The following is a 22,601-nucleotide window of genomic DNA, read 5'->3' on the forward strand; positions in this document are numbered from 1 at the left end:
GGACATGGACATCGATATGAGCACCCTCCGACTGCTGGAGCGTGAGCGCGACATCCCCGTGGACCTGCTCATCCCCACCATCGAGCAGGCCCTCCTGCTGGCCTACCAGAAGAGCCCCGGCGCGCAGCAGGGCGCCCGGGCCGAGATCGAGCGCAAGACCGGCCACGTCACCATCTGGGCCCCCGAGCTCGACGAGGAGGGCAACCCGGTCGGGGAGTTCGACGACACCCCCGCCGGCTTCGGCCGCATCGCCGCCTCCACCGCCCGCCAGGTCATCCTGCAGCGGTTGCGCGACGTCGAGGACGACGCCGTGCTGGGCCACTTCAAGGGCCGCGAGGGCGAGATCGTGTCCGGGCAGATCCAGCAGGGCCACAACCCGCACATGGTCCAGGTGGACCTGGGCACGGTCGAGGGCGTGCTGCCCCCGCACGAGCAGGCCCCCGGCGAGAAGTACCCGCACGGCGCCCGCATCCGGGCCTTCGTCGTCGAGGTCAAGCGGGGCATGAAGGGCCCGTCCATCACGCTGTCCCGCTCCCACCCCGACCTGGTGCGCCGCCTGTTCGAGATGGAGGTCCCCGAGATCGCCGACGGCTCGGTGGAGATCATGGCGATCGCCCGCGAGGCGGGGCACCGCACCAAGATCGCGGTCCGCGCCACCAAGGCCGGCATCAACGCCAAGGGTGCCTGCATCGGCGAGATGGGCTCCCGCGTGCGCGCCGTGACGAACGAGCTGCACGAGGAGAAGATCGACATCGTCGACTGGTCCGAGGACCCCGCGCGCTTCATCGCCAACGCCCTGTCCCCGGCCAAGGTGTCGCGGGTCACCGTGCTCGACGAGCGCGCCCGCTCCTCGCGCGCCGTCGTGCCCGACACCCAGCTGTCCCTGGCGATCGGCAAGGAGGGCCAGAACGCCCGCCTCGCGGCCAAGCTGACGGGCTGGAAGATCGACATCGTCCCCGAGTCGAAGGCCGCCGCCCGCGACTGAGGCCCGCCCGCGGCCCGCGTCACCGCACCGCCCTGGGGCCCGGTTTCGGCCCAGGGCGGTCGCGGGGCTAGACTGGTCTACGGTCAGACCGTTGGTGGTCCCTGTCCGACGCCGGTTCCCCGGCCCGAGCGGGACGTCCCGACGTCCCGGCGCGAGACGAGGAGTACGACGCGAGTGAGTGACGACTCCCGCCGCACGTGCATCGGATGCCGGACCACCCAACACCCTGACCAGCTCGTACGTGTGGCGACCGAGGCGCACGACAGCGGCCTGAGAGCCGTCGTCGACCGCACCGGCCGCCTCGGCGGTCGCGGAGCCTGGCTCCACCCCTCCCTCGAGTGCTTGGAGACGGCCCTGCGCCGGCGCGCCTTCGGGCGGGCATTCCGGGCCCCGGTGGACACCGAGGGGATCGCCCGCGAGCTGGACGCCCTGCTGTCCGCACGGACAGCCGGGGGCCCGGGCGCACGAGTGCCGACCACAGTCGTCCCCGGACGGCAGCCCGCACGGTCCGACCGGACCGGTGACCGCGTCACACCGCGGGTCAGAACTGGAAAGCGAGTCAGAGAACCGATGGAAAACCGATGAGTGCCCAGCGATGAGTACTTCGCTGTGCTCTGCCTACGGCCTCCCGCCGCTGCCCGCCCGTGCCGTCCTCGACGGCCGCGAGTGCTCCGGGAGCCTCAACGGAAAATAAGTGGTTCGTGCCTGTTTCGGTGCGGACCGAGACAGGAGAGAAGTGGCCAAGCCCCGCGTTCACGAGCTCGCGAAAGAGCTCGGAATAACGTCCAAGGAAGCGATTTCCACGCTTCAGTCACTGGGTGAGTTCGTCCGAGGTGCGTCCTCGACCGTCGAGCCCCCCGTGGCCAAGAAGCTGCGCACCGCGTTCGCCGGCAAGGCGGACAAGAGCGCAGCCCCGTCCGCGCCGAAGCCCGCCGCCAAGCCGGCGTCGGCAGCCAAGCCCGCGGTGCGCCCCGGCACGCCCGGTGCGGCCGCCGGCAGGCCCGCCGAGCGTCCGGCTGAGAAGCCGGCCGAGAAGCCGGCGGAGAAGCCCGCCGAGCGTCCCGCGCCCCGCGCCCAGCAGCCGTCCGCGCCGGAGCGTCCGGCCGCGCAGCGTCCGGCCGCCCCCGGTGCCACGGGCCCCGCCCCGCGCCCCGGCAACAACCCGTTCGCGAGCCAGCAGGGCATGTCCCGCGGCCAGGGGGCGCCCCGTCCGGGTGCCGCCGCGCCGCGGCCCGGTGCCGCGGCACCCCGGCCGGGTGCGGCCGCGCCGCGTCCGGGCGGACCCCGTCCCTCCGGTCCCCGTCCGGGCAACAACCCGTTCGCGCCCCAGCAGGGCATGCGCTCCGGCCGCCCCGACCGCCAGGGCGGTGCGCCCCGGCCCCAGGGCCAGGGTGGTCCCCGCCCGCAGGGCCAGGGTGGTCCCCGCCCGCAGGGCCAGGGCGGTCCCCGTCCCCAGGGCCAGGGCGGTCCCCGTCCCGGGGGAGCCCGTCCCAGCCCGAACATGATGCCCGGCCACACCTCCGGTGTCGCCCCCATCGGCTCCCGTCCGAGCGGCGGCGCCCCGCGCCGCGGCGCCGGCGGCGGCCCGGCCGGCGGCGGCGGCGGGTTCTCCCGTCCCGGTGGCGGCCCCGGCCGCGGCGGCCGCGGCGGCACCCAGGGCGCCTTCGGGCGCGGCGGTGCGCGCGGCAAGCAGCGCAAGTCGAAGCGGGCGAAGCGCCAGGAGCTCGAGCAGATGAAGGCCCCGTCCGTCGGCGGCGTCTCCGTTCCCCACGGTGACGGCACCACGGTCGTCCGCCTGCGCCGCGGCGCGTCCCTCACGGACTTCGCGGAGAAGATCAATGCCAACCCGGCGTCGCTCGTGACCGTGCTCATCCACCTCGGTGAGATGGCCACCCAGACGCAGTCCCTCGACGAGGAGACGTTCCAGCTGCTGGGGGCCGAGCTCGGCTACCGGATCCAGGTGGTCTCCCCGGAGGACGAGGAGCGGGAGCTATTCGAGTCCTTCGACATCGACCTCGAGGCTGAGGCGGCCGCCGAGGGCGAGGACGTCCTCGAGGCCCGCCCGCCGGTCGTCACCGTCATGGGTCACGTCGACCACGGCAAGACCCGCCTGCTCGACGCCATCCGCAACACCAAGGTGATCGAGGGGGAGGCCGGCGGCATCACGCAGCACATCGGCGCCTACCAGATCAGCACGGAGCTGGACGGCCAGGAGCGGCAGATCACGTTCATCGACACCCCGGGCCACGAGGCGTTCACCGCCATGCGTGCCCGTGGTGCCCAGGTGACGGACATCGCCGTGCTCGTGGTCGCCGCCGACGACGGCGTCATGCCGCAGACGGTCGAGGCGCTCAACCACGCCCAGGCCGCCGGTGTGCCGATCGTCGTGGCGGTCAACAAGATCGACAAGCCCGAGGCGAACCCGGAGAAGATCCGCGGCCAGCTCACCGAGTACGGTCTCGTGCCCGAGGAGTACGGCGGCGACACCATGTTCGTCGACGTCTCCGCCCGCCAGAACCTGCACATCGACGACCTCCTGGACGCGATCGTGCTGACGGCGGACGGTGCCCTGGAGCTGCAGGCGAACCCGAACAAGGACGCCCGCGGCGTGGCCATCGAGGCCAACCTGGACAAGGGGCGCGGCGCGGTCGCGACCGTGCTCGTGCAGTCCGGCACGCTGGAGGTCGGCGACGCGATCGTCGCCGGCGCGGCGTACGGCCGTGTGCGGGCCATGTTCGACGAGAACGGCAAGTCCGTGGAGGAGGCGGGACCGTCGCGTCCGGTGCAGGTCCTGGGCCTGAACTCGGTGCCCCGGGCCGGTGACACCTTCCTCGCGACCGAGGAGGAGCGCACCGCGCGCCAGATCGCCGAGAAGCGCCAGGCCGCGGACCGCAACGCCCAGCTCGCGAAGCGCCGCAAGCGGATCACCCTCGAGTCCTTCGACGAGGCGGTGGCCGCGGGCAAGATCGACACGCTCAACCTCATCATCAAGGGCGACGTGTCCGGTGCCGTCGAGGCGCTCGAGGACTCGCTGCTCAAGATCGACGTGGGCGAGGAGGTCCAGCTGCGCGTCATCCACCGCGGCGTCGGCGCCATCACCCAGAACGACGTCAACCTGGCGACCGTCGACAACGCGGTCATCATCGGCTTCAACGTCCGTCCCGCCGAGCGCGTGGCGGAGCTGGCCGACCGCGAGGGCGTCGACATGAAGTTCTACTCGGTGATCTACAACGCCATCGACGACGTCGAGAGCGCGCTCAAGGGCATGCTCAAGCCGGAGTACGAGGAGGTGGAGCTCGGCACCGCCGAGATCCGCGAGGTGTACCGCTCCTCGAAGTGGGGCAACATCGCGGGCGCCTACATCACCAAGGGCGTCATCCGCCGCAATGCCAAGGCCCGGCTGGTCCGGGACGGCAACATCGTGGCGGACAACCTCACGATCGACTCGCTGCGCCGGTTCAAGGACGACGCGACGGAGGTCCGCGAGGGCTACGAGTGCGGTATCGGGCTCGGCTCCTTCAACGACATCCACGAGGGCGACATCATCGAGACGTGGGAGATGCGCGAGAAGCCGCGCGCCTGACCCGTCACGGGTCCCGCACCCCCGGGTGCGGGACCCCCTCCGGTCGGCGGCACGGGCGGGCCCCGCGCCCGCCCGTGCCGCCGACCGTCCCCCTTCCACACCCGTTCCAGACCCGTTCAAGACCCGAGGAGCACCCCACCATGGCCGACGCAGCACGCGCCGCCCGACTCGCGGACCGGATCAAGGTCGTCGTGGCCCACGCGCTCGAGCGCCGCGTCAAGGACCCCCGGCTGGGCTTCGTGACCATCACGGACGCGCGGGTCACCAACGACCTCCAGCACGCCACCCTGTACTACACGGTGTTCGGCACCGCGGAGGAGCAGCAGAACACCCGGGCGGCCCTCGAGTCCGCCAAGGGCATCCTGCGCAGCGAGGTGGGACGGAACATCACGGCCCGCCTCACGCCCACGCTGACCTTCGTCCCCGACGAGATCCCCGTCAACGCCTCCCATCTCGAAGAGGTGCTCCGCGCCGCCAAGGAGAAGGACGCCGAGGTGGCCGCCCAGGCCGCCGGCGCCTCCTGGGCCGCGGGGGAGGACCCCTACCGCAAGCCGGTCGAGGAGGACGACGAGTCCTCCGAGGCCCGCTGAGCAGGCGGAGGCACCGGACGCGTGACCCGCACCAAGCCTGACGTCCCGAGCCCGGACCCGTCCCTGCCGACGGTCTCCGGGCTCGTGGTCGTCGACAAGCCCGCCGGCTGGACCAGCCACGACGTCGTCGCCCGGCTCCGCCGCCTCGCCGGCACCCGCAAGGTCGGCCACGCGGGGACCCTGGACCCGATGGCCACCGGCGTCCTGGTCGCCGGGGTCGACCGGGCGACCCGCCTCCTGACGTGGATCGTCGGGCAGGACAAGACGTACGAGGCGACGATCCGGCTGGGCCAGACCACCGTGACCGACGACGCCGAGGGCGAGCTCCTCGCCGTCGCGGACCCCGACGCCGTGGCCGCGGTGGACGACGCCGCCGTCGCCGCCGGCGTGGCCCGGCTCACCGGCCCCCTCCAGCAGGTCCCGGCGAAGGTCAGCGCCATCAAGGTCGACGGCCGCCGCGCCTACGCCCAGGTCCGCGCCGGGCAGGACGTGGAGCTCGCGGCCCGTCCCGTGACGGTCTCGGCGTTCGACGTCCACCGGATCGTCCGGACCGCCGACGACGCCGGGCGGCCCGTCCTCGACGTGGACGTCACCGTCACGTGCAGCTCGGGCACCTACGTCCGGGCCCTGGCCCGCGACCTCGGCGCCGGTCTCGGCGTCGGCGGGCACCTCACCGCCCTGCGCCGCACCCGGGTGGGCGCCCTCACGCTGGAGCACGCCGCCACCCTGGAGCAGCTCGCGGACGAGGTGGCCGCTGGCCGGCCCCTGCCCGTGACGCCCCTCGAGGACGCGGCCGAGGGCCTGTTCCCGGTCCGCCGGCTCACCGCCGCGGAGGCCGAGGACGTCGCCCACGGCCGCCGCGTGGGGCCCAGCCACGGCGACCCCGCGGAGGGGCCGCTCGACAACGACGCCGTCACCGCGGGCTTCGCCCCCGACGGGCGGCTCGTGGGCCTGCTCAGCGACCGCGGCAACCGCGGCGAGCGCACGGCCAAGCCCGTCCTGGTCTTCCTGCCCGGGGAGCGCTTCGTGCCGGCCGCTCCGGTGGCCCCGGAGCCGGCCTGATGCTGTGGGGCTACGACGGCTGGTTCTGGGCCTCGGCGGTGCTCGGGGCCCTGTCCTTCCTGGTGTGCGCCGTCCAGGGGCTGCGCGGGCGACGGCCGGACGACTGGACGCAGGGCTCCGTGCTGCTGCTCGAGGCGTTCCTGCTGGTCTACGCGGCCGGGTCGGTCCTGATGCACATGGTGGGCCCGGGCCCCACGGGCTCCGCCCTCGAGTACTGGGGCTACCTGCTCACCGCCCTGCTGATCCCCGCGGGCACGTTCGTGTGGTCCCTGGTGGAGCGCTCGAGCTGGTCCAACTACGTCCTCGCGGCCGCCGGACCGGTCGTGGTGATCATGGTCTACCGGATGAACTACATCTGGTACTACCAGTGAGCCCCGGACCGCCGGCGCCGTGCCCGGTGCTCTCCCTCTCCGTCCCGTCCCTCCCCGCCGCGCAGGAGCCGCCCCGATGACGCACCAGCACCCCGAACCCGGGCCCACCCGGCTGCAGCAGCGCTTCGGGCCCCGGCCCGGCGCCGTGCGCACCGACCGGAAGTCCTCCGGCTTCGGCCGGATCGTCATCGTGGTCTACGCCGTCTTCTCGCTCTCGGCCGGGGTCCGCTCGCTCTACCAGATCACCACCGACCTCGGGGCGGCCCCGCTGCCGTACCTGCTCTCGGCGTTCGCGGCGGCGGTCTACGTCCTGGCCACCGTCGCCCTCGCCCGGACCGGTCCGCGCTGGCACCGGGTGGCCACGGCCGCCGTGGGTGTGGAGCTGCTCGGCGTGCTGGGCGTGGGGCTGCTCTCCGTGCTGGCCCCGGCCCTGTTCCCCGAGGCGAGCGTGTGGTCGCACTTCGGGCAGGACTACGGCTACGTCCCCCTGGTCCTGCCGCTGGTCGGCCTCGCCTGGCTGTGGCGGTCCCGCCCGCGGCGCGGCACCGGCGACGCAGGGGCCTGAGCCCTCCGCCGCCGGGGCCGGGCGGCACGACCCGGCCCCGCGCCGCCCAGCGGGTAGGCTCATCGGGGCACCGGTCGCCCCGGCGCCGCGCCGTCCCGAAAGGAATCCCGTCCATGCCTGCACGCCCCGAGGGCGCCGAGAACTACGAGGTGCCCGTCCTCACCGACGGCACCGTGGTCCTGCGCCGGCTCGAGACCCGGGACGTCCCCCAGCTGGCCGCGAACTGCGCGGACCCGGTCGCGGCGGAGTACACCACCGTGCCCCTCGGCTACACCGAGGACGACGCCCGCTGGTACGTCGAGGAGTTCGTGCCCGAGGCCTGGCGCACCGGGCGCGAGTACAACTGGGCGGCGGCGGACGCCGCCACGGACCGGCTCTGGGGCACGGTCGGGCTCAACGCCCTGCGGGGGACCACGGCCGACGTGGGGCTCAACTTCGGCCCGCACGCCCGCGGCACGGGCGCCGCCGAGGCCGCCTGCCGGCTGCTGCTGGACTACGCCTTCGCCGAGCTGGGCCTCACCTATGCTTACTGGATGGCCAAGGTCCCCAACTGGGCCAGCCGGAAGCTCGCCTGGAAGCTGGGCTTCCGGTCACCGGTGCGGATCGACGGGTTCATGGAGCAGCGCGGCGCCTCGGTGGACGCCTGGCTCCTGACCCTGGGGGCGGGGGACCCCCGCTCCCCGCAGATGCCGTGGGACGGCCCCCCGCCGCCGGCCCCCGCGCGTCCCGTGGACACGGACCGCCGGCCGTGAGCCGGCCCGCCGCTCACCGCGCCGCCCTCTGCCCCCCGATCCCTACCCGTTCCTGCGAGGAGAACCGTGTTCCGCTGGCGAGAGCTCTCTGACGTCCCCCAGGGCTTCGGCCCGTCCGTGGTCACCATCGGCAACTTCGACGGCGTCCACCGGGGCCACCAGCAGGTGATGCGGCAGGTCGTGGACCTCGCCCGGGACCGCGGATGGGCCTCCGTGGTCGTGACGTTCGACCCGCACCCCGCACAGGTGCACCGGCCGGAGACGCACCCCGGGCTCATCATGGGCACCGAGGACAAGCTCGACGCCCTGGAGCACACCGGCGTGGACGCGGTGCTCGTGGTCGACTACACGCTCGAGTTCGCGAGCCAGTCCACCGAGGAGTTCGTGCTGGGCACGCTCGTGGGCCCGCTGGGCGCACGGTGCCTGGTGGTCGGCTCGGACACCCGCCTGGGCCGGGGGAACACCGGCAACGTCGACACCCTGCGCGAGCTGGGGGAGCGCCACGGGTTCGAGGTCGTCGTCGTCGACGACCTCCTGGACACGCTCGCCCGGGACGACGCCGCGCACGCGCCGGAGGCCGTTGCCGGGCGGCGGTGCTCCTCCACATGGATCCGCTCCTGCCTCCAGGCGGGGGACGTGCGCGCCGCCGCCCGGCTGCTCGGGCGCAACCACCGGATGCGCGGGGAGGTCGTGCACGGGGCCGCCCGCGGCCGGGAGCTGGGCTACCCCACCGCCAACCTGTCCCCGGACGCCACCGGGTTCGTCCCCGCCGACGGCGTCTACGCCGGGTGGCTGGTCGACGCCCAGGGCACCCGCTGGCCCACCGCGATCTCCGTGGGCTCCAACCCCACGTTCGTCAACGTCCCCCGCCAGGTCGAGGCGCACGTCATCGACCGCCCGCACGAGCCCGTGGAGGACTTCGACCTCTACGGCCAGCAGGTGGTCGTCGAGTTCGTCGAGCGGCTGCGCGGGATGGTCGCCTACGAGGGCGTCGACAAGCTGATCGCCCAGATGGACGACGACGTGGCCCGGACCCGCGAGATCCTCGCCGCCGAGGCCTGACCCCGCCGCGCGAGGGCCGGGGCGGCTACATCTCCTCGTGGGTGTTCGGGTCGTAGCCCGAGCCGCTGAGCCCCGTGTGCAGCATCCGCATCCGCTGCATCTGCTTCTCGTCCAGCTCCCAGCCGAACACGTCCAGGTTCTCGGCCATCCGCCGCGTGTCCGAGGTCTTCGGGACCGGCACGGTGCGGGACTGCAGGTGCCAGCGCAGGATCACCTGGGCGGGGGTGCGGCCCGTCTCGCGGGCGATCCGGGCGATCCACTCGTGCTTCAGGATCTCGGTCTTGCGGCCCAGCGGGGACCACGCCTGGGTGATGATCCGCTGCTCCTCGTGGAACGCCCGGAGCCGCTCCTGCTGGTACTGGGGGTGCAGCTCCACCTGGTTGACGGCCGGCGTCTCCCCGGTCTCCGCGACCAGCCGCCGGATGTGCGCGGGGGTGAAGTTGGAGACCCCCACGGAGCGGACGAGCCCCTCGTCGCGCAGCTCGAGCATGGTCCGCCACGTCTGCACGTAGCGGTCCACCGACGGGTTCGGCCAGTGGATCAGGTACAGGTCGAGGTAGTCGGTGCCCAGCCGCCGCAGCGAGCCCTCCAGGGACCGCCGGACGGAGTCGGTGCCGTGGTCGCGGCCGGGCAGCTTGGTGGTGAGGAACAGCTCGGAGCGCGGCACCCCGGACGCGTCCACCCCGCGGCCGACGCCGGTCTCGTTGCCGTAGTTCACGGCGGTGTCCACCATCCGGTAGCCGAGCATCAGGGCCTCGGCGACGTTCGCCTCGGCCTCGGCGTCGTCCATCGGGTAGGTGCCCAGGCCGATCGCCGGGATGCGGTGGGAGTCCCGCATCACGTGGGTGCGGCCGGCCGGCTCCAGGCCGTCGTCGTGCTTGTCCTTGCTCACGCGCTGCTCCTGTTCCTCGGCGCCGGGCCGGACCGGCCGGTGCCTCGTCGTCGTGTCCCTCCCATCTTGGCCCACCGGCGCGGAAGGGCACAGCGCAGCGCGCCGTGGGGCCCGGTGTGGGGCGGGGACGGGGCGTCCGCTAGACTGGACCGCGGTCCGACTGCAGTCCGTGGTTGTCGGGCCCCCGGGCCCGCCCGGGACCCGGCGGCAGATTCCGTCGCCCGGGCCGCACGGTACTGACTCGAACGGAGTTACACGTGGCACTTGACGCCGCCATCAAGCAGGAGATCATCAAGGAGTACGCGACGCACGAGGGCGACACCGGTTCGCCCGAGGTGCAGATCGCTGTCCTGTCTCGCAGGATCTCCGATCTGACCGAGCACCTGAAGCAGCACAAGCACGACCACCACACCCGCCGCGGCCTGATGGCCCTGGTCGGTCGTCGTCGCCGCATGCTGGGCTACCTGCGCGACACCGACATCGAGCGCTACCGCTCGCTCATCGAGCGACTCGGTCTGCGCCGCTAGTCGGCCGCCCCGGCGGTGTCCCCCCGGCAGCGGGGGGACACCGCCGCGCTTCACCGCCCCCCGGCGCGGACGCCGGGCGGGCACCCCCACAACCGAACACGCAGCAGGACGACCGCGCGGACCATTCGCGGTCCTCGGTAGTGATCTCCGGACACCGGACGGCCTCGTGAGGCCCCGGGACTTCCGTGGATCTCGATCGAAGACCGGGTGGTCGTGGGGCGTCCCGCCGACACGAAACGGAGGTGACCCGTGGAGGGTCCCGAGATCCAGTACGCCGAAGCCGTCATCGACAACGGCTCCTACGGGAAGCGCGTCGTGCGCTTCGAGACCGGCCGCCTCGCCAAGCAGGCCGCCGGAGCCGCCCTCGTCTCCATCGACGAGGACACGACCATGCTCTCCGCCACGACCGTGGGCAAGTCTCCGCGCGAGGGCTTCGACTTCTTCCCGCTCACGGTGGACGTCGAGGAGCGCATGTACGCCGCCGGGCGCATCCCGGGCTCGTTCTTCCGCCGCGAGGGCCGCCCCTCGACGGACGCGATCCTCACCTGCCGCCTGATCGACCGCCCGCTGCGCCCCGCCTTCGGCAAGGGCATCCGCAACGAGGTCCAGGTCGTCGTGACGGTCCTGTCCATCAACCCGGACGAGATCTACAACACTGTGGCGATCAACGCCGCGTCGATGTCCACCACCCTCTCCGGCATGCCCTTCCAGGGCCCGGTCGGCGGCGTCCGCATGGCCCTGATGGCCGGCGAGGACGGCGGGCACCAGTGGGTGGCCTTCCCCAAGCACTCGCAGCTCGAGAACGCCGTGTTCGACATGGCCGTGGCCGGCCGCGTCGTGACGGCCAAGGACGGCTCCGAAGACGTCGCGATCATGATGGTCGAGGCCGAGGCCACCGACAACTCCTGGAACCTGATCAAGAGCAACGGCGCGGTCGCCCCGACCGAGGAGCTCGTGGCCGAGGGGCTCGAGGCCGCCAAGGCGCCCATCAAGGCCCTGTGCGACGCCCAGGCGGACCTCAAGGCCCGCGCGGGCAAGCCCGCCATGGAGCTGCCGCGCTTCGGCGGCTTCGGCGACGACATCAAGGACGCCGTCGCCGGCTTCGCCGCCGCCAAGCTCGCCGAGGTCTACTCGATCGCCGGCAAGCAGGAGCGCGAGGTCGCCACCGACGAGCTGCACCAGTCCGTGCTCGCCGAGCTCGCGGGCGAGGGCAAGCAGTTCGCCGACCGCAAGGACGAGGTCAACGGCGCCTACCAGGCCCTGACCAAGCAGACCGTGCGCCAGCGCATCCTCACCGAGCAGGTCCGCATCGACGGCCGCGGCCTGACGGACATCCGCCAGCTCACCGCGGAGGTCGAGGTCCTGCCGCGCGTGCACGGCTCGGCGATCTTCGAGCGCGGCGAGACCCAGATCATGGGCGTCACCACGCTGAACATGCTCAAGATGGAGCAGCAGATCGACTCGCTGTCCCCGGTCAAGCACAAGCGCTACGTGCACCACTACAACTTCCCGCCGTACTCCACCGGCGAGACCGGCCGCGTGGGGTCCCCGAAGCGCCGTGAGATCGGCCATGGCGCCCTCGCCGAGCGTGCCATCACCCCGGTGCTGCCCACCCGCGAGGAGTTCCCCTACGCGATCCGCCAGGTCTCCGAGGCCCTCGGCTCCAACGGCTCCACGTCGATGGGCTCCGTCTGCGCCTCGACCCTGTCCCTGCTCAACGCCGGCGTGCCCCTGCGCGCACCGGTCGCGGGCATCGCGATGGGCCTGGTCTCCGACGAGGTCGACGGCGAGACCCGCTACGCGGCGCTGACCGACATCCTGGGCGCCGAGGACGCCCTCGGCGACATGGACTTCAAGGTCGCCGGCACCTCCGAGTTCGTCACCGCGATCCAGCTCGACACCAAGCTCGACGGGATCCCCTCCTCCGTGCTGGACGCCGCGCTGACCCAGGCCCGCGAGGCCCGCCTGCACATCCTCGAGGTCCTCAACGCGGCCATCGACCGCCCGGACGAGATGAGCGAGTTCGCCCCGCGCGTCATCTCCGTCACCGTGCCCGTCTCCAAGATCGGCGAGGTCATCGGCCCCAAGGGCAAGATGATCAACCAGATCCAGGAGGACACCGGCACCGACATCTCGATCGAGGACGACGGGACCGTCTACATCGGCGCGACCGACGGGCCCTCCGCCGAGGCGGCCCGCGCGGCGATCAATGCGATCGCCAACCCGCAGGTCCCCGAGGTCGGCGAGCGCTACCTGGGCACCGTGGTGAAGACCACGACCTTCGGCGCCTTCGTCTCCCTCACCCCGGGCAAGGACGGCCTGCTGCACATCTCGGAGCTGCGCAAGCTCAACGAGGGCAAGCGCGTCACCGACGTCGAGGACGTCCTGGGCGTGGGCCAGAAGGTCCAGGTGGAGATCACCAAGGTCGACGACCGCGGCAAGCTCTCGCTGGCCCCCGTGGTCGCCGAGGACCCCAACGTCTTCGCCCACGACGAGCACTCCGACCACGAGCACGCCGACGAGGAGGCCTGAGCCGGGCCCGTCCCGCGCACAGGAGCCTCTGAGCACAGGAAGCAGCACAGCTGGATGACGGCAGTCGATCTGCCGCTGGAGGCGGGCGGCCGCGCCCCGGGGAGCACCCCCGGGCCGGACGCCCGCCTCTCGGCGGTCCGCACCGGTACACCGACCACCGCCGCCGCGGCCCTGAGCACCGCCGCGGCCGGCTTCACGCACACCCTCCACGAGGGGGAGGGCGGCAACGTGGTGCGCCGCACGGTCCTGCCGTGCGGCACCCGCGTGCTCACCGAGCGGATGCCGGCCCAGCGGGCCGTCACCGTGGGCTTCTGGGTGGGCGTGGGCTCCCGTGACGAGGAGCCCGGCCGGCTCGGCTCCACGCACTTCCTGGAGCACCTGCTGTTCAAGGGCACGGCGCGGCGCTCGGCGCTGCAGATCGCCGAGGCCTTCGACGAGGTGGGCGGGGAGTCCAACGCGGCCACGGCCAAGGAGCACACCTGCTACTACGCCCGCGTGCTCGCCGAGGACCTGCCCATGTCCGTCGACGTCATCACCGACATGGTGACCTCGGCCGTGATCGAGCCCGAGGAGCTGGAGCGCGAGCGCGGGGTCATCCTCGAGGAGCTCGCGATGGACAAGGACGACCCCGAGGACGTCGCGTTCGAGGAGTTCACCCAGCGGGTGCTCGGCGAGCACCCGCTGGGCCGGCCCATCGGCGGGACCCCCGAGGAGATCCTCGCGGTCCCACGGGAGGCGGTCGTGGAGCACTACCGGCGCCACTACCGGCCCGAGGGCCTCGTGGTCACGGCGGCCGGCGGGCTGGAGCACGACGTCGTCGTCGGCCTCGTGACCGAGGCGCTGGCGCGCGCCGGCTGGGACCCGTCGGTCCCCGCCGCCCCCGTGCCCCGGCGCGAGCGCAGGCCCGCACCGCTGGCCCCGGACTGGGGCGAGCACTTCCTGGAGCGGCCCGTGGAGCAGACGAACGTCGTGGTGGGCCGGCCCGGCATCGTGGCCGGCGACGACCGGCGCTTCGCGATGACCGTGCTCAACGCCGCCCTGGGCGGGGGCATGTCCTCCCGGCTCTTCCAGGAGGTGCGCGAGAAGCGGGGCCTGGCGTACAGCACGTTCTCGTTCTCCGGCGCCTACTCGGACGCCGGCTACTTCGGGATGTACGCCGGGTGCCTGCCGGCCCGCACCGACGAGGTCGTGGCGCTGATGACCGGCGAGCTGGAGAAGCTCGCCGAGCACGGCCTCGCCGAGGACGAGCTGCGCAAGGTCGTCGGCCAGCTCGGCGGCGGCACCGTGCTCGCCCTCGAGGACACGGGCTCGCGCATGTCCCGGCTGGGCTCCGCCGAGCTGAAGTCGGGGGAGTTCTACGACATCGACGAGTCCCTGGACCGCGTCCGCTCGGTGACCCCCGGGCAGGTCCGGGAGCTGGCCGCGTGGCTCGCGGAGGGGCCCGTCGTGACCACCATCGTCGCGCCCAGCCGGCGCTGAGCGCCGCCCGCCGTCCGCCCCCTCCGCCACTCCGCCCCATCGACGTTGACCTAGAGTTGGAGCCATGACCGACAGCACCGCACCCGCCCCCCAGCCCTCCGGACCCGCCGCCGGGACCCTGCCCTCCGACCTCCGGGTGGCCGTGCTCGGCGCCCGCGGCCGGATGGGCAGCGAGGCCGTGCAGGCCGTCCGGCGCGCCGAGGGGCTCCAGCTCGTCGCCGAGCTCGACCACGAGGACTCCCTGGAGGCCCTGGTCACCGCCGGCGCGCAGGTCGTCGTCGACTTCACCGTCCCGTCCGTGACGGAGGGCAACGTGCGCTTCGCCGTGGAGCACGGCATCCACTGCGTCGTGGGCACCACCGGCTGGGACGAGGAGGGCCTGGCCCGCACCGAGGCGCTGCTCGCGCAGCACCCCGGGGTGGGCGTGCTCGTCGCCCCCAACTTCTCGATCGGCGCGGTCCTGGCGATGCGCTTCTCCGCCCAGGCCGCGCGCTTCTTCGAGTCCGTCGAGATCGTCGAGCTGCACCACCCGGACAAGGTCGACGCCCCCTCCGGCACCGCCGCGCGCACGGCCGCCCTCGTGGGCGAGGCCCGCCGGGCCGCCGGGGTGGGCCCGTCGCCGGACGCCACCAAGCAGGACCCGGACGGGGCCCGCGGCGCGGTCGTCGACGGCGTCCACGTCCACTCGGTGCGGCTGCGCGGGCTGGTCGCCCACCAGGAGACGCTGCTGGGCAACCTCGGGGAGCAGCTGACCATCCGGCACGACTCCTTCGACCGCATCTCCTTCATGACCGGCGTGGTCCTCGGCGTGCGCGAGGTGGTGTCCCACCCCGGGCTCACCCACGGGCTCGAGGACTATCTCGACCTGGGCCTCTGAGCCGGTGGACTCCCTCCGGGCCTGGGGCTGGGCGCTGCTCGCGGCCGGCCTGCTGACGCTGTGGCTGCTGCCGATCCCCGGCTCCTCCAAGCTGTGGATCCTCGCCGTGCTGGTCTTCGCGGGCGTCTTCACGCTGCTGGAGTCCTCCAGCAAGGGCAAGCTCCTCGCGGCCGCCATGATCACCCTCCTCGCCGTCTACCTCGGCCTGAGCCTGCACCGGGCGGTGCTGCTGCTGGGCACCGACGGCTGGATCGTCAAGGGTTTCGGCGTCGCCATGCTGGTGCTGCCCGCCGTGGGAGCCTGGGCGCTCGTGCGCGAGGTGCTCTTCGGGGTGCGCACCGAGCGGCTCGGCCGCACCCTGGCCGAGGAGGGCGGGCTCCCGCCCGACGACCTCCCGCGGACCCCCGCCGGCCGGATCGACCGGGACGCCGCCGACGCCCGGTTCGAGACCCGCCGGGCCGAGACCGAGGCCGAGCCGGGGGACTGGCGCAACTGGTACCGGCTCTCGCTGGCCTATTCCGCCGCCGGGGACCGGTCCCGGGCCCGCTCCGCCATGCGCGACGCCGTCGCCCTGTCCCGCGGCCGCCCCGCCCGCCACGCGGCGGCCGCCGGCCCCGCGGGCGAGGCGGGGAGCTGAGCCCGTGGCCACCACCGTCAACCCCGAGGACGGCACGGAGATCGCCTACCGCGCCGCCGGGCCCGACGACGGCGTGGCCGGGGCGCCCACCGTCGTGCTGCTGCACGGCACCGCGCTGTCCAAGGCCGTCTGGCAGGGCTACGGGTTCGTCCCGGCCCTGCGCGCCCACCACCGGGTGATCGCCGTGGACCTGCGCGGCCACGGCCGCAGCGGGAAGCCGGAGCGCCCCGAGGACTACGCCATGGACCTCGTGGCCGGGGACGTGGCCGCCGTCCTGGCCGCCGAGGCGGCGGGGCCGGCGCACGTGCTGGGCTACAGCTACGGCGCCCGCATCGGCCTCCACCTGGCCGCCCGGCGCCCGGAGCTCCTCTCCGCCCTGACCGCCGTCGCCGGGACGTGGCGCGGGACCCGCGGGCGGATCGGGCAGCTGTTCTTCCCCGGGTTCCTGGACTCGCTGCGGGCCGGGATCGCCGACGGGCGGGGCATGGGCGCGTTCGTCGAGGACTGGGAAGCCACGATCGGCCACCGGCTGGACCCGGCCACCCGGGCCGCCATGCTCGCCAACGACGCCCGCGCCATGCTCGCCTACACGACCCGCACCGAGGAGCAGCCCGGGCTGACCCCGCACGAGCTGGCCGCCATCACGGTGCCCACGCTGTTCGTGGTGGGGGAGCGGGACACCCCCCAGCTCGAGGACTCGCGGGCCGCCGTGCGGATCCTGCGGGAGCACGGCACCCGGACCGGCCTGGAGCTGGTCCCCGGCCGCGGCCACGGGGACGTCCTGGCCGCACGGGACCTGATCCTGGCCGCGGCGGGGCGCTTCCACGGCGCCCCGGGAAGCGGCCCGGACGGCGGCCCGGACACGATGGCGGTAATCTGACACCCATGACTGCCATTCCTGGAACCCCGCACGCCGACCGTCCCGCGACCGAGGACAAGCCCCTGTTCGGGACGCTGCTGACCGCCATGATCACCGTCTTCGCCGAGGACGGCTCCGTGGACCTGGACGGCACGGCCGCGGAGGCCGTGCGCCTGGTGGACGAGGGGTGCGACGGGCTGGTGGTCTGCGGGACCACGGGGGAGTACTCCACGATGACCGACGACGAGAACCTCTCAGTCTTCCGCGCCGTCAAGGACGCCGTGGGCTCCCGCGTGCCGCTGCTGGCGGGCACCGGCTCCAACGACACCGAGCACTCCCGCTACCTCTCCCGGGCGGCGGAGAAGATCGGCATGGACGGGCTGCTCATCGTCACCCCGTACTACAACAAGCCCACCCAGGCGGGCGTCGAGGCCCACTTCCGCAGCCTCGCGGACTCCGTGGACGTCCCCATCATGCTCTACGACATCCCCGGCCGCGCGGGCATCCCGATCGAGCCGGAGACCCTCATCTCCCTGGCCGCCCACCCGAACATCGTGGCCGTCAAGGACGCCAAGGCGGACCTGCTCGCGGCGACCCGCGTGATGGCCGAGACGGACCTGCTGTACTACTCCGGCGACGACGGGCTGACCCTGCCGTGGATGGCACTGGGTGCCGCCGGCCTGGTCGGCGTGACCACGCACGTGGCCACCCGGCAGTACCGCGAGCTCATCGACGCGATCCGCGCCGAGGACCTGCGCACCGCCCGGCGGATCAACTTCGCGCTGGAGCCGGTGGTCCGCGCGACCATGACGCGCCTGCCCGGCGCCGTGGCGGCCAAGACGATTCTCATGTGGCAGGGCAAGCTGCCGCGCAACACCGTGCGGCTCCCGCACGTCCGTCCCACGGAGGCCGAGACGGCCCTGGTCCGCGCGGACCTGGCCGGCTCGATCATCTCCGACACGCTCCTCGAGAACATCGACTGACGAAAGGGGTCACATGACCCAATGGCACACCGACCTGTCCGCTCCCCCCGCCCTCGCCAAGGACACGCTGCGCGTGGTCCCGCTGGGCGGCCTGGGAGAGGTCGGGCGGAACATGACGGTCTTCGAGATCAACGGGCAGCTGCTCGTGGTCGACTGCGGCGTCCTCTTCCCGGAGGAGACCCACCCGGGCGTGGACCTGATCCTGCCCGACATCAACTACATCATCGACCGCCTCGACGACATCGTCGCGGTGGTGCTCACCCACGGCCACGAGGACCACATCGGGGCCGTGCCGTACCTGCTCAAGCGCCGCCCCGACATCCCCGTCGTCGGCTCCCAGCTGACGCTGGCGCTGATCGAGGCGAAGCTCCAGGAGCACCGCATCAAGCCCTACACGCTCGCGGTGCGGGAGGGGCAGGTCGAGCACCTCGGCGAGTTCGAGTGCGAGTTCGTGGCCGTCAACCACTCCATCCCGGACGCGCTGGCCGTGTTCCTGCGCACCAGGGCGGGCACCGTCCTGCACACGGGCGACTTCAAGATGGACCAGCTCCCCCTCGACGGCCGGATCACCGACCTGCGCCACTTCGCGCGGCTGGGGGAGGAGGGCGTGGACCTGTTCCTGACGGACTCCACGAACGCCGAGGTCCCCGGCTTCACGGCCACCGAGAAGAACATCGGGCCCGTGCTGGCCGACGTGATCGGCAAGGCCCCCAAGCGGGTGGTCGTGGCGTCCTTCTCGTCCCACGTCCACCGCGTGCAGCAGGTGCTCGACGCCGCCCACCAGAATGGCCGCAAGGTCGTGTTCATGGGCCGGTCCATGGTGCGCAACATGACCATCGCCGAGAAGCTCGGCTACCTCGAGGTCCCGCCGGACACCCTGGTGGACCAGAAGAAGATCGACGACCACGCGGAGCACAAGCTCGTCATCATGTGCACCGGCTCCCAGGGGGAGCCCATGGCCGCGCTCTCGCGCATGGCCAACGGCGACCACAAGGTCCAGCTCGACGAGGGCGACACCGTGATCCTCGCGTCCTCCCTGATCCCGGGCAACGAGAACTCGGTGTTCCGGATCATCAACGGGCTCATGCGCCTGGGCGCCAACGTGGTGCACAAGGGCACCGCCAAGGTGCACGTCTCGGGCCACGCCTCCGCGGGCGAGCTGCTGTACTGCTACAACATCATCGAGCCCGAGTACGTCATGCCGGTCCACGGCGAGGTCCGCCACCTCATCGCCAACGGCAAGCTCGCCGAGGAGACGGGCGTGCCGAGCGACCACGTGCTGCTCGCCGAGAACGGGACCGTGGTGGACATGGCCGGGGGCGCCGCCCGGATCACCGGCCAGGTGGAGTGCGGCGACGTCTACGTGGACGGCTCCTCCGTGGGCACGATCACGGACGCGGACCTGAAGGACCGCCTGGTCCTCGCCGAGGAGGGCTTCATCTCCGTGATCGCCGTGGTCAACCGGGACACCGGCAAGGTCGTGACCGGTCCGGACGTCCACGCCCGCGGCGTCGCCGAGGACGACAGCGTCTTCGACGACATCATCCCGAAGATCACCGCCGCCCTCGAGGACGCGATCAACCACTCGGGCCGGAACCACACGACGCAGCAGCTCCAGCAGGTGGTGCGCCGGACGATCGGGTCGTGGGTCAGCCGCAAGCTGCGCCGCAAGCCGATGATCGTCCCGGTGGTCATCGAGGCCTGAGCACCCGGCCCCCTCCCGTCCGTGGGACACCCCGGACCGGAGGGGGCCGTGGTCTACCCTGGAGGGTATGGCGACTCGTACCTCCCCTGCCCGCAAGGGCGCCTCGACGTCGCGTGGCAAGAACAGCACGTCTTCTGCGCGGTCGTCGGGATCCAGCCGGAGCTCCTCCCGCGGCACGTCGACGACGGCGCGCGGGTCCTCCGCGCGCGGCGCGTCCTCCGGCGCGTCCACCCCGTGGGTGCTGCGCGCCCTGGGGGCCGTCCTGCTCTGGTGCGCCCGCGTGGTCGGGGGCGCCTGGACGGGCGTCGCCCACGTGGTCGGCGGCGCCGTGCGCCGGATGGGGACCCAGCGCACCGACGTGCCCGCCGAGCAGCTGCGGGACGGCGGAGGGCTGTTCCTGCTCGCCCTGGGGCTGCTCTCGGCCGCCGTCGAGTGGTGGAACCTCCGCGGCGCCGCGGCGACCTGGATCGCCGCTCCCGCCGAGGTCGTGCACCAGGTCCTGGCCGGCAGCTTCGGCTGGACCGCCCTCGTCCTGCCCCTGCCGCTCGGGGCCATGGCCCTGCGCCGGTTCCGGCACCCGGAGGACACCTCCGCCAACAACCGCATCGCGATCGGCCTGGGCGCCGCCGTCGTCGCGGGCTCGGGCCTGGCCCACCTGTTCCTCGGGCAGCCGTCCCCGAGCCAGGGCCAGGCGGCCGTCGCGGCCGCCGGCGGCCACGTCGGCTTCCTCGCCGCGGACCCCCTGAGCTCGCTCCTGACGCCCGTCGGGGCCGGCGCCATCTTCGTCGCCGTGCTGCTGCTGTCCGTGCTCGTCATCACGGCCACCCCCGTCAACCTCATCCTGCCCCGGCTCGAGCACGCCTACTGGCGCCTCATGGGCCAGGAGGGACCCGTCTCCGCGACGGACCTCTCCTCGGCGCGGCACGACCGCTCCTACCTCGACGAGCACCACGACCGGGCCGAGGCCGGCAGGACCCGCCGGCAGAAGCGCCGCGAGCGCAAGCAGGCCGAGGCCGACCGGCGCGCCCTCGACGGCTACCGCGGGGACGAGGCCTTCGAGCGCGCCGTGGTCGACGAGGAGGCCGCCGACGGCCAGGCGCCCACCCGCGTCTTCGACGTCGACTCCTCCCGCGCCGCCCGCCAGAAGGCCGCCCGGCGCCGGACCGCCGAGCGCGCGGCCGCGGCGGCCGGCCCGCAGGACGCCCCGCGGGACACCGCGCAGGACGCCCCGGGGGAGTCCGCGCAGGACGCCCCGGGGGAGTCCCCCGGCGCCCCCCGCCCGGGCGTGAAGCGCCCCACCCGGGACCAGCTCGCGGCCCAGCAGCTGCGCCGCCACCAGGGCCTGGAGACCGCCGAGGACACCGCCGCGGGCTCCGGCTCCCCGGCCCTGGAGGACCTCGCGGACGCCCCCGCCACCGGCTCCACCGCCGTGGCCGCCCGCACCTACACCCCGGAGGCCCCGATCCCCGCCCGGGCCGAGCAGCTCAAGCTCGACGGCGACATCGCCTACTCCCTGCCCACGGCCGGCTCCCTTGTGCAGGGCCCCCCGCCCAAGGAGCGCTCCGAGGCCAACGACGCCGTGGTCGCCTCGCTCACCAGCGTCCTGGACCAGTTCAACGTGGACGCCGTGGTGACGGGCTTCTCCCGCGGTCCCACCGTCACCCGGTACGAGATCGAGCTGGGCTCAGGCACCAAGGTCGAGCGCGTCACGGCGCTGTCCAAGAACATCGCCTACGCGGTGGCCTCCGCCGACGTCCGCATCCTCTCGCCGATCCCGGGCAAGTCCGCCATCGGCATCGAGATCCCCAACACCGACCGCGAGACCGTGTCCCTGGGCGACGTCCTGCGCTCCCAGAACGCCCGCAAGACGGAGCACCCGATGGTGATGGGCGTCGGCAAGGACGTGGAAGGCGGCTACGTCGTGGCCAACCTCGCCAAGATGCCCCACCTGCTCGTGGCCGGCGCGACCGGCGCCGGCAAGTCCAGCTTCGTGAACTCCATGATCGTCTCGCTGCTCATGCGGGCCACCCCCGACGAGGTGCGGATGGTGATGGTCGACCCCAAGCGGGTCGAGCTGACCGCCTACGAGGGCGTCCCGCACCTGATCACCCCGATCATCACCAGCCCCAAGAAGGCCGCGGAGGCGCTGCAGTGGGTCGTGCGGGAGATGGACGCCCGCTACGACGACCTGTCCCACTACGGCTTCAAGCACGTCGACGACTTCAACAAGGCGGTGCGCAACGGCAAGGTCCTCCCCGAGCCCGGGTCCAAGCGTGTCATCCGGCCCTACCCGTACCTGCTCGTGATCGTCGACGAGCTCGCCGACCTCATGATGGTCGCCCCGCGCGACGTCGAGGACGCGATCGTGCGCATCACCCAGCTCGCCCGTGCCGCCGGCATCCACCTGGTGCTCGCCACCCAGCGGCCCTCCGTCGACGTGGTCACCGGCCTGATCAAGGCCAACGTCCCGTCCCGCATGGCGTTCGCGACGTCCTCCGTCACCGACTCCCGGGTGGTCCTCGACCAGCCCGGCGCGGAGAAGCTCATCGGCCAGGGCGACGCCCTGTTCCTGCCCATGGGCGCCTCCAAGCCCATGCGCGTGCAGGGCGCGTGGGTCTCCGAGTCGGAGATCCACGCGGTCGTCGACCACGTCAAGAGCCAGATGAAGGCCCGCTACCGCGAGGACGTGGTGCAGGAGGCGCCGAAGAAGACGATCGACGAGGACATCGGGGACGACCTCGACGTCCTGCTCCAGGCCACCGAGCTCGTGGTCACGACCCAGTTCGGCTCCACCTCGATGCTCCAGCGCAAGCTGCGCGTGGGGTTCGCCAAGGCGGGCCGGCTCATGGACCTGCTGGAGTCCCGCGGCGTCGTCGGGCCCTCGGAGGGCTCGAAGGCCCGGGACGTCCTCGTCAAGCCCGACGACCTCGCGGCGACCCTCGCGGTGATCAGGGGCGAGGAGCCCGCCGCTCCCGCCGGGCAGGGCGGCTCCGTGGACTACGGGGACGACCCGGTCGAGGCGTCCCTGGCCGAGACCGCCCCGGACTACCACGACGGTGCCGACGCCGAGGGCTCCGAGGACGCCTGGCAGCTGACCGGCCGCTGACCCCGCCACCCACCCCCCGCCGGGACCCCGTTCC

At 73.2% G+C, this 22,601-nt stretch carries 19 protein-coding genes; 18 read left to right on the forward strand and 1 reads right to left on the reverse strand.

Annotated elements, in window-relative coordinates:
• Nucleotides 1-4: 4 nt before the first annotated feature.
• The 9 genes from nusA to IEW07_RS01840 all read left to right on the forward strand — a co-directional run bounded on the left by nusA (nucleotide 5) and on the right by IEW07_RS01840 (nucleotide 8,970).
• A complete protein-coding gene (gene nusA / locus IEW07_RS01800; protein WP_188534100.1) occupies nucleotides 5-985 on the forward strand; it encodes a transcription termination factor NusA in 981 nt (326 codons plus the stop codon).
• A 174-nt stretch (nucleotides 986-1,159) separates the two neighbouring features.
• Nucleotides 1,160-1,570 (forward strand): YlxR family protein, encoded by a 411-nt coding sequence (locus IEW07_RS01805; RefSeq protein WP_188534101.1) that lies wholly within the window; start codon nucleotides 1,160-1,162, stop codon nucleotides 1,568-1,570.
• Between the two features lie 151 nt (nucleotides 1,571-1,721).
• A complete protein-coding gene (gene infB, locus IEW07_RS01810; protein WP_188534102.1) occupies nucleotides 1,722-4,568 on the forward strand; it encodes a translation initiation factor IF-2 in 2,847 nt (948 codons plus the stop codon).
• A 140-nt stretch (nucleotides 4,569-4,708) separates the two neighbouring features.
• On the forward strand, nucleotides 4,709-5,158 hold the full coding sequence (gene rbfA, locus IEW07_RS01815; RefSeq protein WP_188534103.1) for a 30S ribosome-binding factor RbfA: 450 nt from the start codon (nucleotides 4,709-4,711) through the stop codon (nucleotides 5,156-5,158).
• Nucleotides 5,159-5,179: 21 nt separating this feature from the next.
• Nucleotides 5,180-6,220: a tRNA pseudouridine(55) synthase TruB gene (gene truB / locus IEW07_RS01820; protein ID WP_188534104.1), complete on the forward strand. Its 1,041-nt coding sequence runs from the start codon at nucleotides 5,180-5,182 to the stop codon at nucleotides 6,218-6,220.
• Nucleotides 6,220-6,591 carry a hypothetical protein gene (locus IEW07_RS01825; protein WP_188534105.1) on the forward strand — a complete coding sequence of 124 codons (372 nt, stop codon included), beginning with the start codon at nucleotides 6,220-6,222 and terminating at the stop codon, nucleotides 6,589-6,591. Before truB ends, IEW07_RS01825 begins: the two co-directional genes overlap by 1 nt.
• Nucleotides 6,592-6,667: 76 nt before the next feature.
• Entirely contained in the window at nucleotides 6,668-7,156 is a 489-nt protein-coding gene (locus IEW07_RS01830) for a hypothetical protein (protein WP_188534106.1), read from the forward strand.
• Nucleotides 7,157-7,269: 113 nt separating this feature from the next.
• A complete protein-coding gene (locus tag IEW07_RS01835) occupies nucleotides 7,270-7,908 on the forward strand; it encodes a GNAT family N-acetyltransferase (RefSeq protein WP_188534107.1) in 639 nt (212 codons plus the stop codon).
• A gap of 66 nt (nucleotides 7,909-7,974) precedes the next feature.
• On the forward strand, nucleotides 7,975-8,970 hold the full coding sequence (locus IEW07_RS01840) for a bifunctional riboflavin kinase/FAD synthetase (RefSeq protein WP_188534108.1): 996 nt from the start codon (nucleotides 7,975-7,977) through the stop codon (nucleotides 8,968-8,970).
• Between the two features lie 25 nt (nucleotides 8,971-8,995).
• Here the strand turns inward: IEW07_RS01840 and IEW07_RS01845 are convergent, their stop codons facing one another.
• Entirely contained in the window at nucleotides 8,996-9,862 is an 867-nt protein-coding gene (locus tag IEW07_RS01845) for an aldo/keto reductase (protein WP_371870199.1), read from the reverse strand.
• A gap of 257 nt (nucleotides 9,863-10,119) precedes the next feature.
• Between IEW07_RS01845 and rpsO the strand changes: the two genes are divergently transcribed.
• The 9 genes from rpsO (at nucleotide 10,120) to IEW07_RS01890 (ending at nucleotide 22,567) form a co-directional block, all read left to right on the forward strand.
• The gene (rpsO, locus tag IEW07_RS01850) at nucleotides 10,120-10,389 is read left to right on the forward strand and encodes a 30S ribosomal protein S15 (protein ID WP_188534109.1); all 270 of its coding nucleotides are present in this window, start codon (nucleotides 10,120-10,122) and stop codon (nucleotides 10,387-10,389) included.
• Between the two features lie 249 nt (nucleotides 10,390-10,638).
• Entirely contained in the window at nucleotides 10,639-12,921 is a 2,283-nt protein-coding gene (locus IEW07_RS01855; RefSeq protein WP_188534110.1) for a polyribonucleotide nucleotidyltransferase, read from the forward strand.
• A gap of 54 nt (nucleotides 12,922-12,975) precedes the next feature.
• Complete coding sequence (locus IEW07_RS01860) at nucleotides 12,976-14,400, forward strand: M16 family metallopeptidase (RefSeq protein ID WP_229741487.1); 1,425 nt, start codon at nucleotides 12,976-12,978, stop codon at nucleotides 14,398-14,400.
• 64 nt (nucleotides 14,401-14,464) lie between these two features.
• On the forward strand, nucleotides 14,465-15,277 hold the full coding sequence (dapB, locus tag IEW07_RS01865; protein ID WP_188534111.1) for a 4-hydroxy-tetrahydrodipicolinate reductase: 813 nt from the start codon (nucleotides 14,465-14,467) through the stop codon (nucleotides 15,275-15,277).
• A gap of 4 nt (nucleotides 15,278-15,281) precedes the next feature.
• Nucleotides 15,282-15,914 carry a hypothetical protein gene (locus IEW07_RS01870; RefSeq protein WP_188534112.1) on the forward strand — a complete coding sequence of 211 codons (633 nt, stop codon included), beginning with the start codon at nucleotides 15,282-15,284 and terminating at the stop codon, nucleotides 15,912-15,914.
• A gap of 4 nt (nucleotides 15,915-15,918) precedes the next feature.
• Complete coding sequence (locus IEW07_RS01875) at nucleotides 15,919-16,794, forward strand: alpha/beta fold hydrolase (RefSeq protein ID WP_188534113.1); 876 nt, start codon at nucleotides 15,919-15,921, stop codon at nucleotides 16,792-16,794.
• Nucleotides 16,795-16,799: 5 nt separating this feature from the next.
• Nucleotides 16,800-17,756, forward strand: coding sequence for a 4-hydroxy-tetrahydrodipicolinate synthase (gene dapA, locus IEW07_RS01880; RefSeq protein WP_188534114.1), 957 nt, complete (start codon nucleotides 16,800-16,802; stop codon nucleotides 17,754-17,756).
• Between the two features lie 13 nt (nucleotides 17,757-17,769).
• Nucleotides 17,770-19,461 (forward strand): ribonuclease J, encoded by a 1,692-nt coding sequence (locus IEW07_RS01885; protein ID WP_188534115.1) that lies wholly within the window; start codon nucleotides 17,770-17,772, stop codon nucleotides 19,459-19,461.
• A 67-nt stretch (nucleotides 19,462-19,528) separates the two neighbouring features.
• Nucleotides 19,529-22,567, forward strand: coding sequence for a DNA translocase FtsK (locus IEW07_RS01890; protein WP_188534116.1), 3,039 nt, complete (start codon nucleotides 19,529-19,531; stop codon nucleotides 22,565-22,567).
• Nucleotides 22,568-22,601 lie beyond the last annotated feature (34 nt).

The sequence above is a fragment of the Kocuria dechangensis genome (genome assembly GCF_014636775.1).
Taxonomy (GTDB): Bacteria; Actinomycetota; Actinomycetes; order Actinomycetales; family Micrococcaceae; genus Kocuria; species Kocuria dechangensis.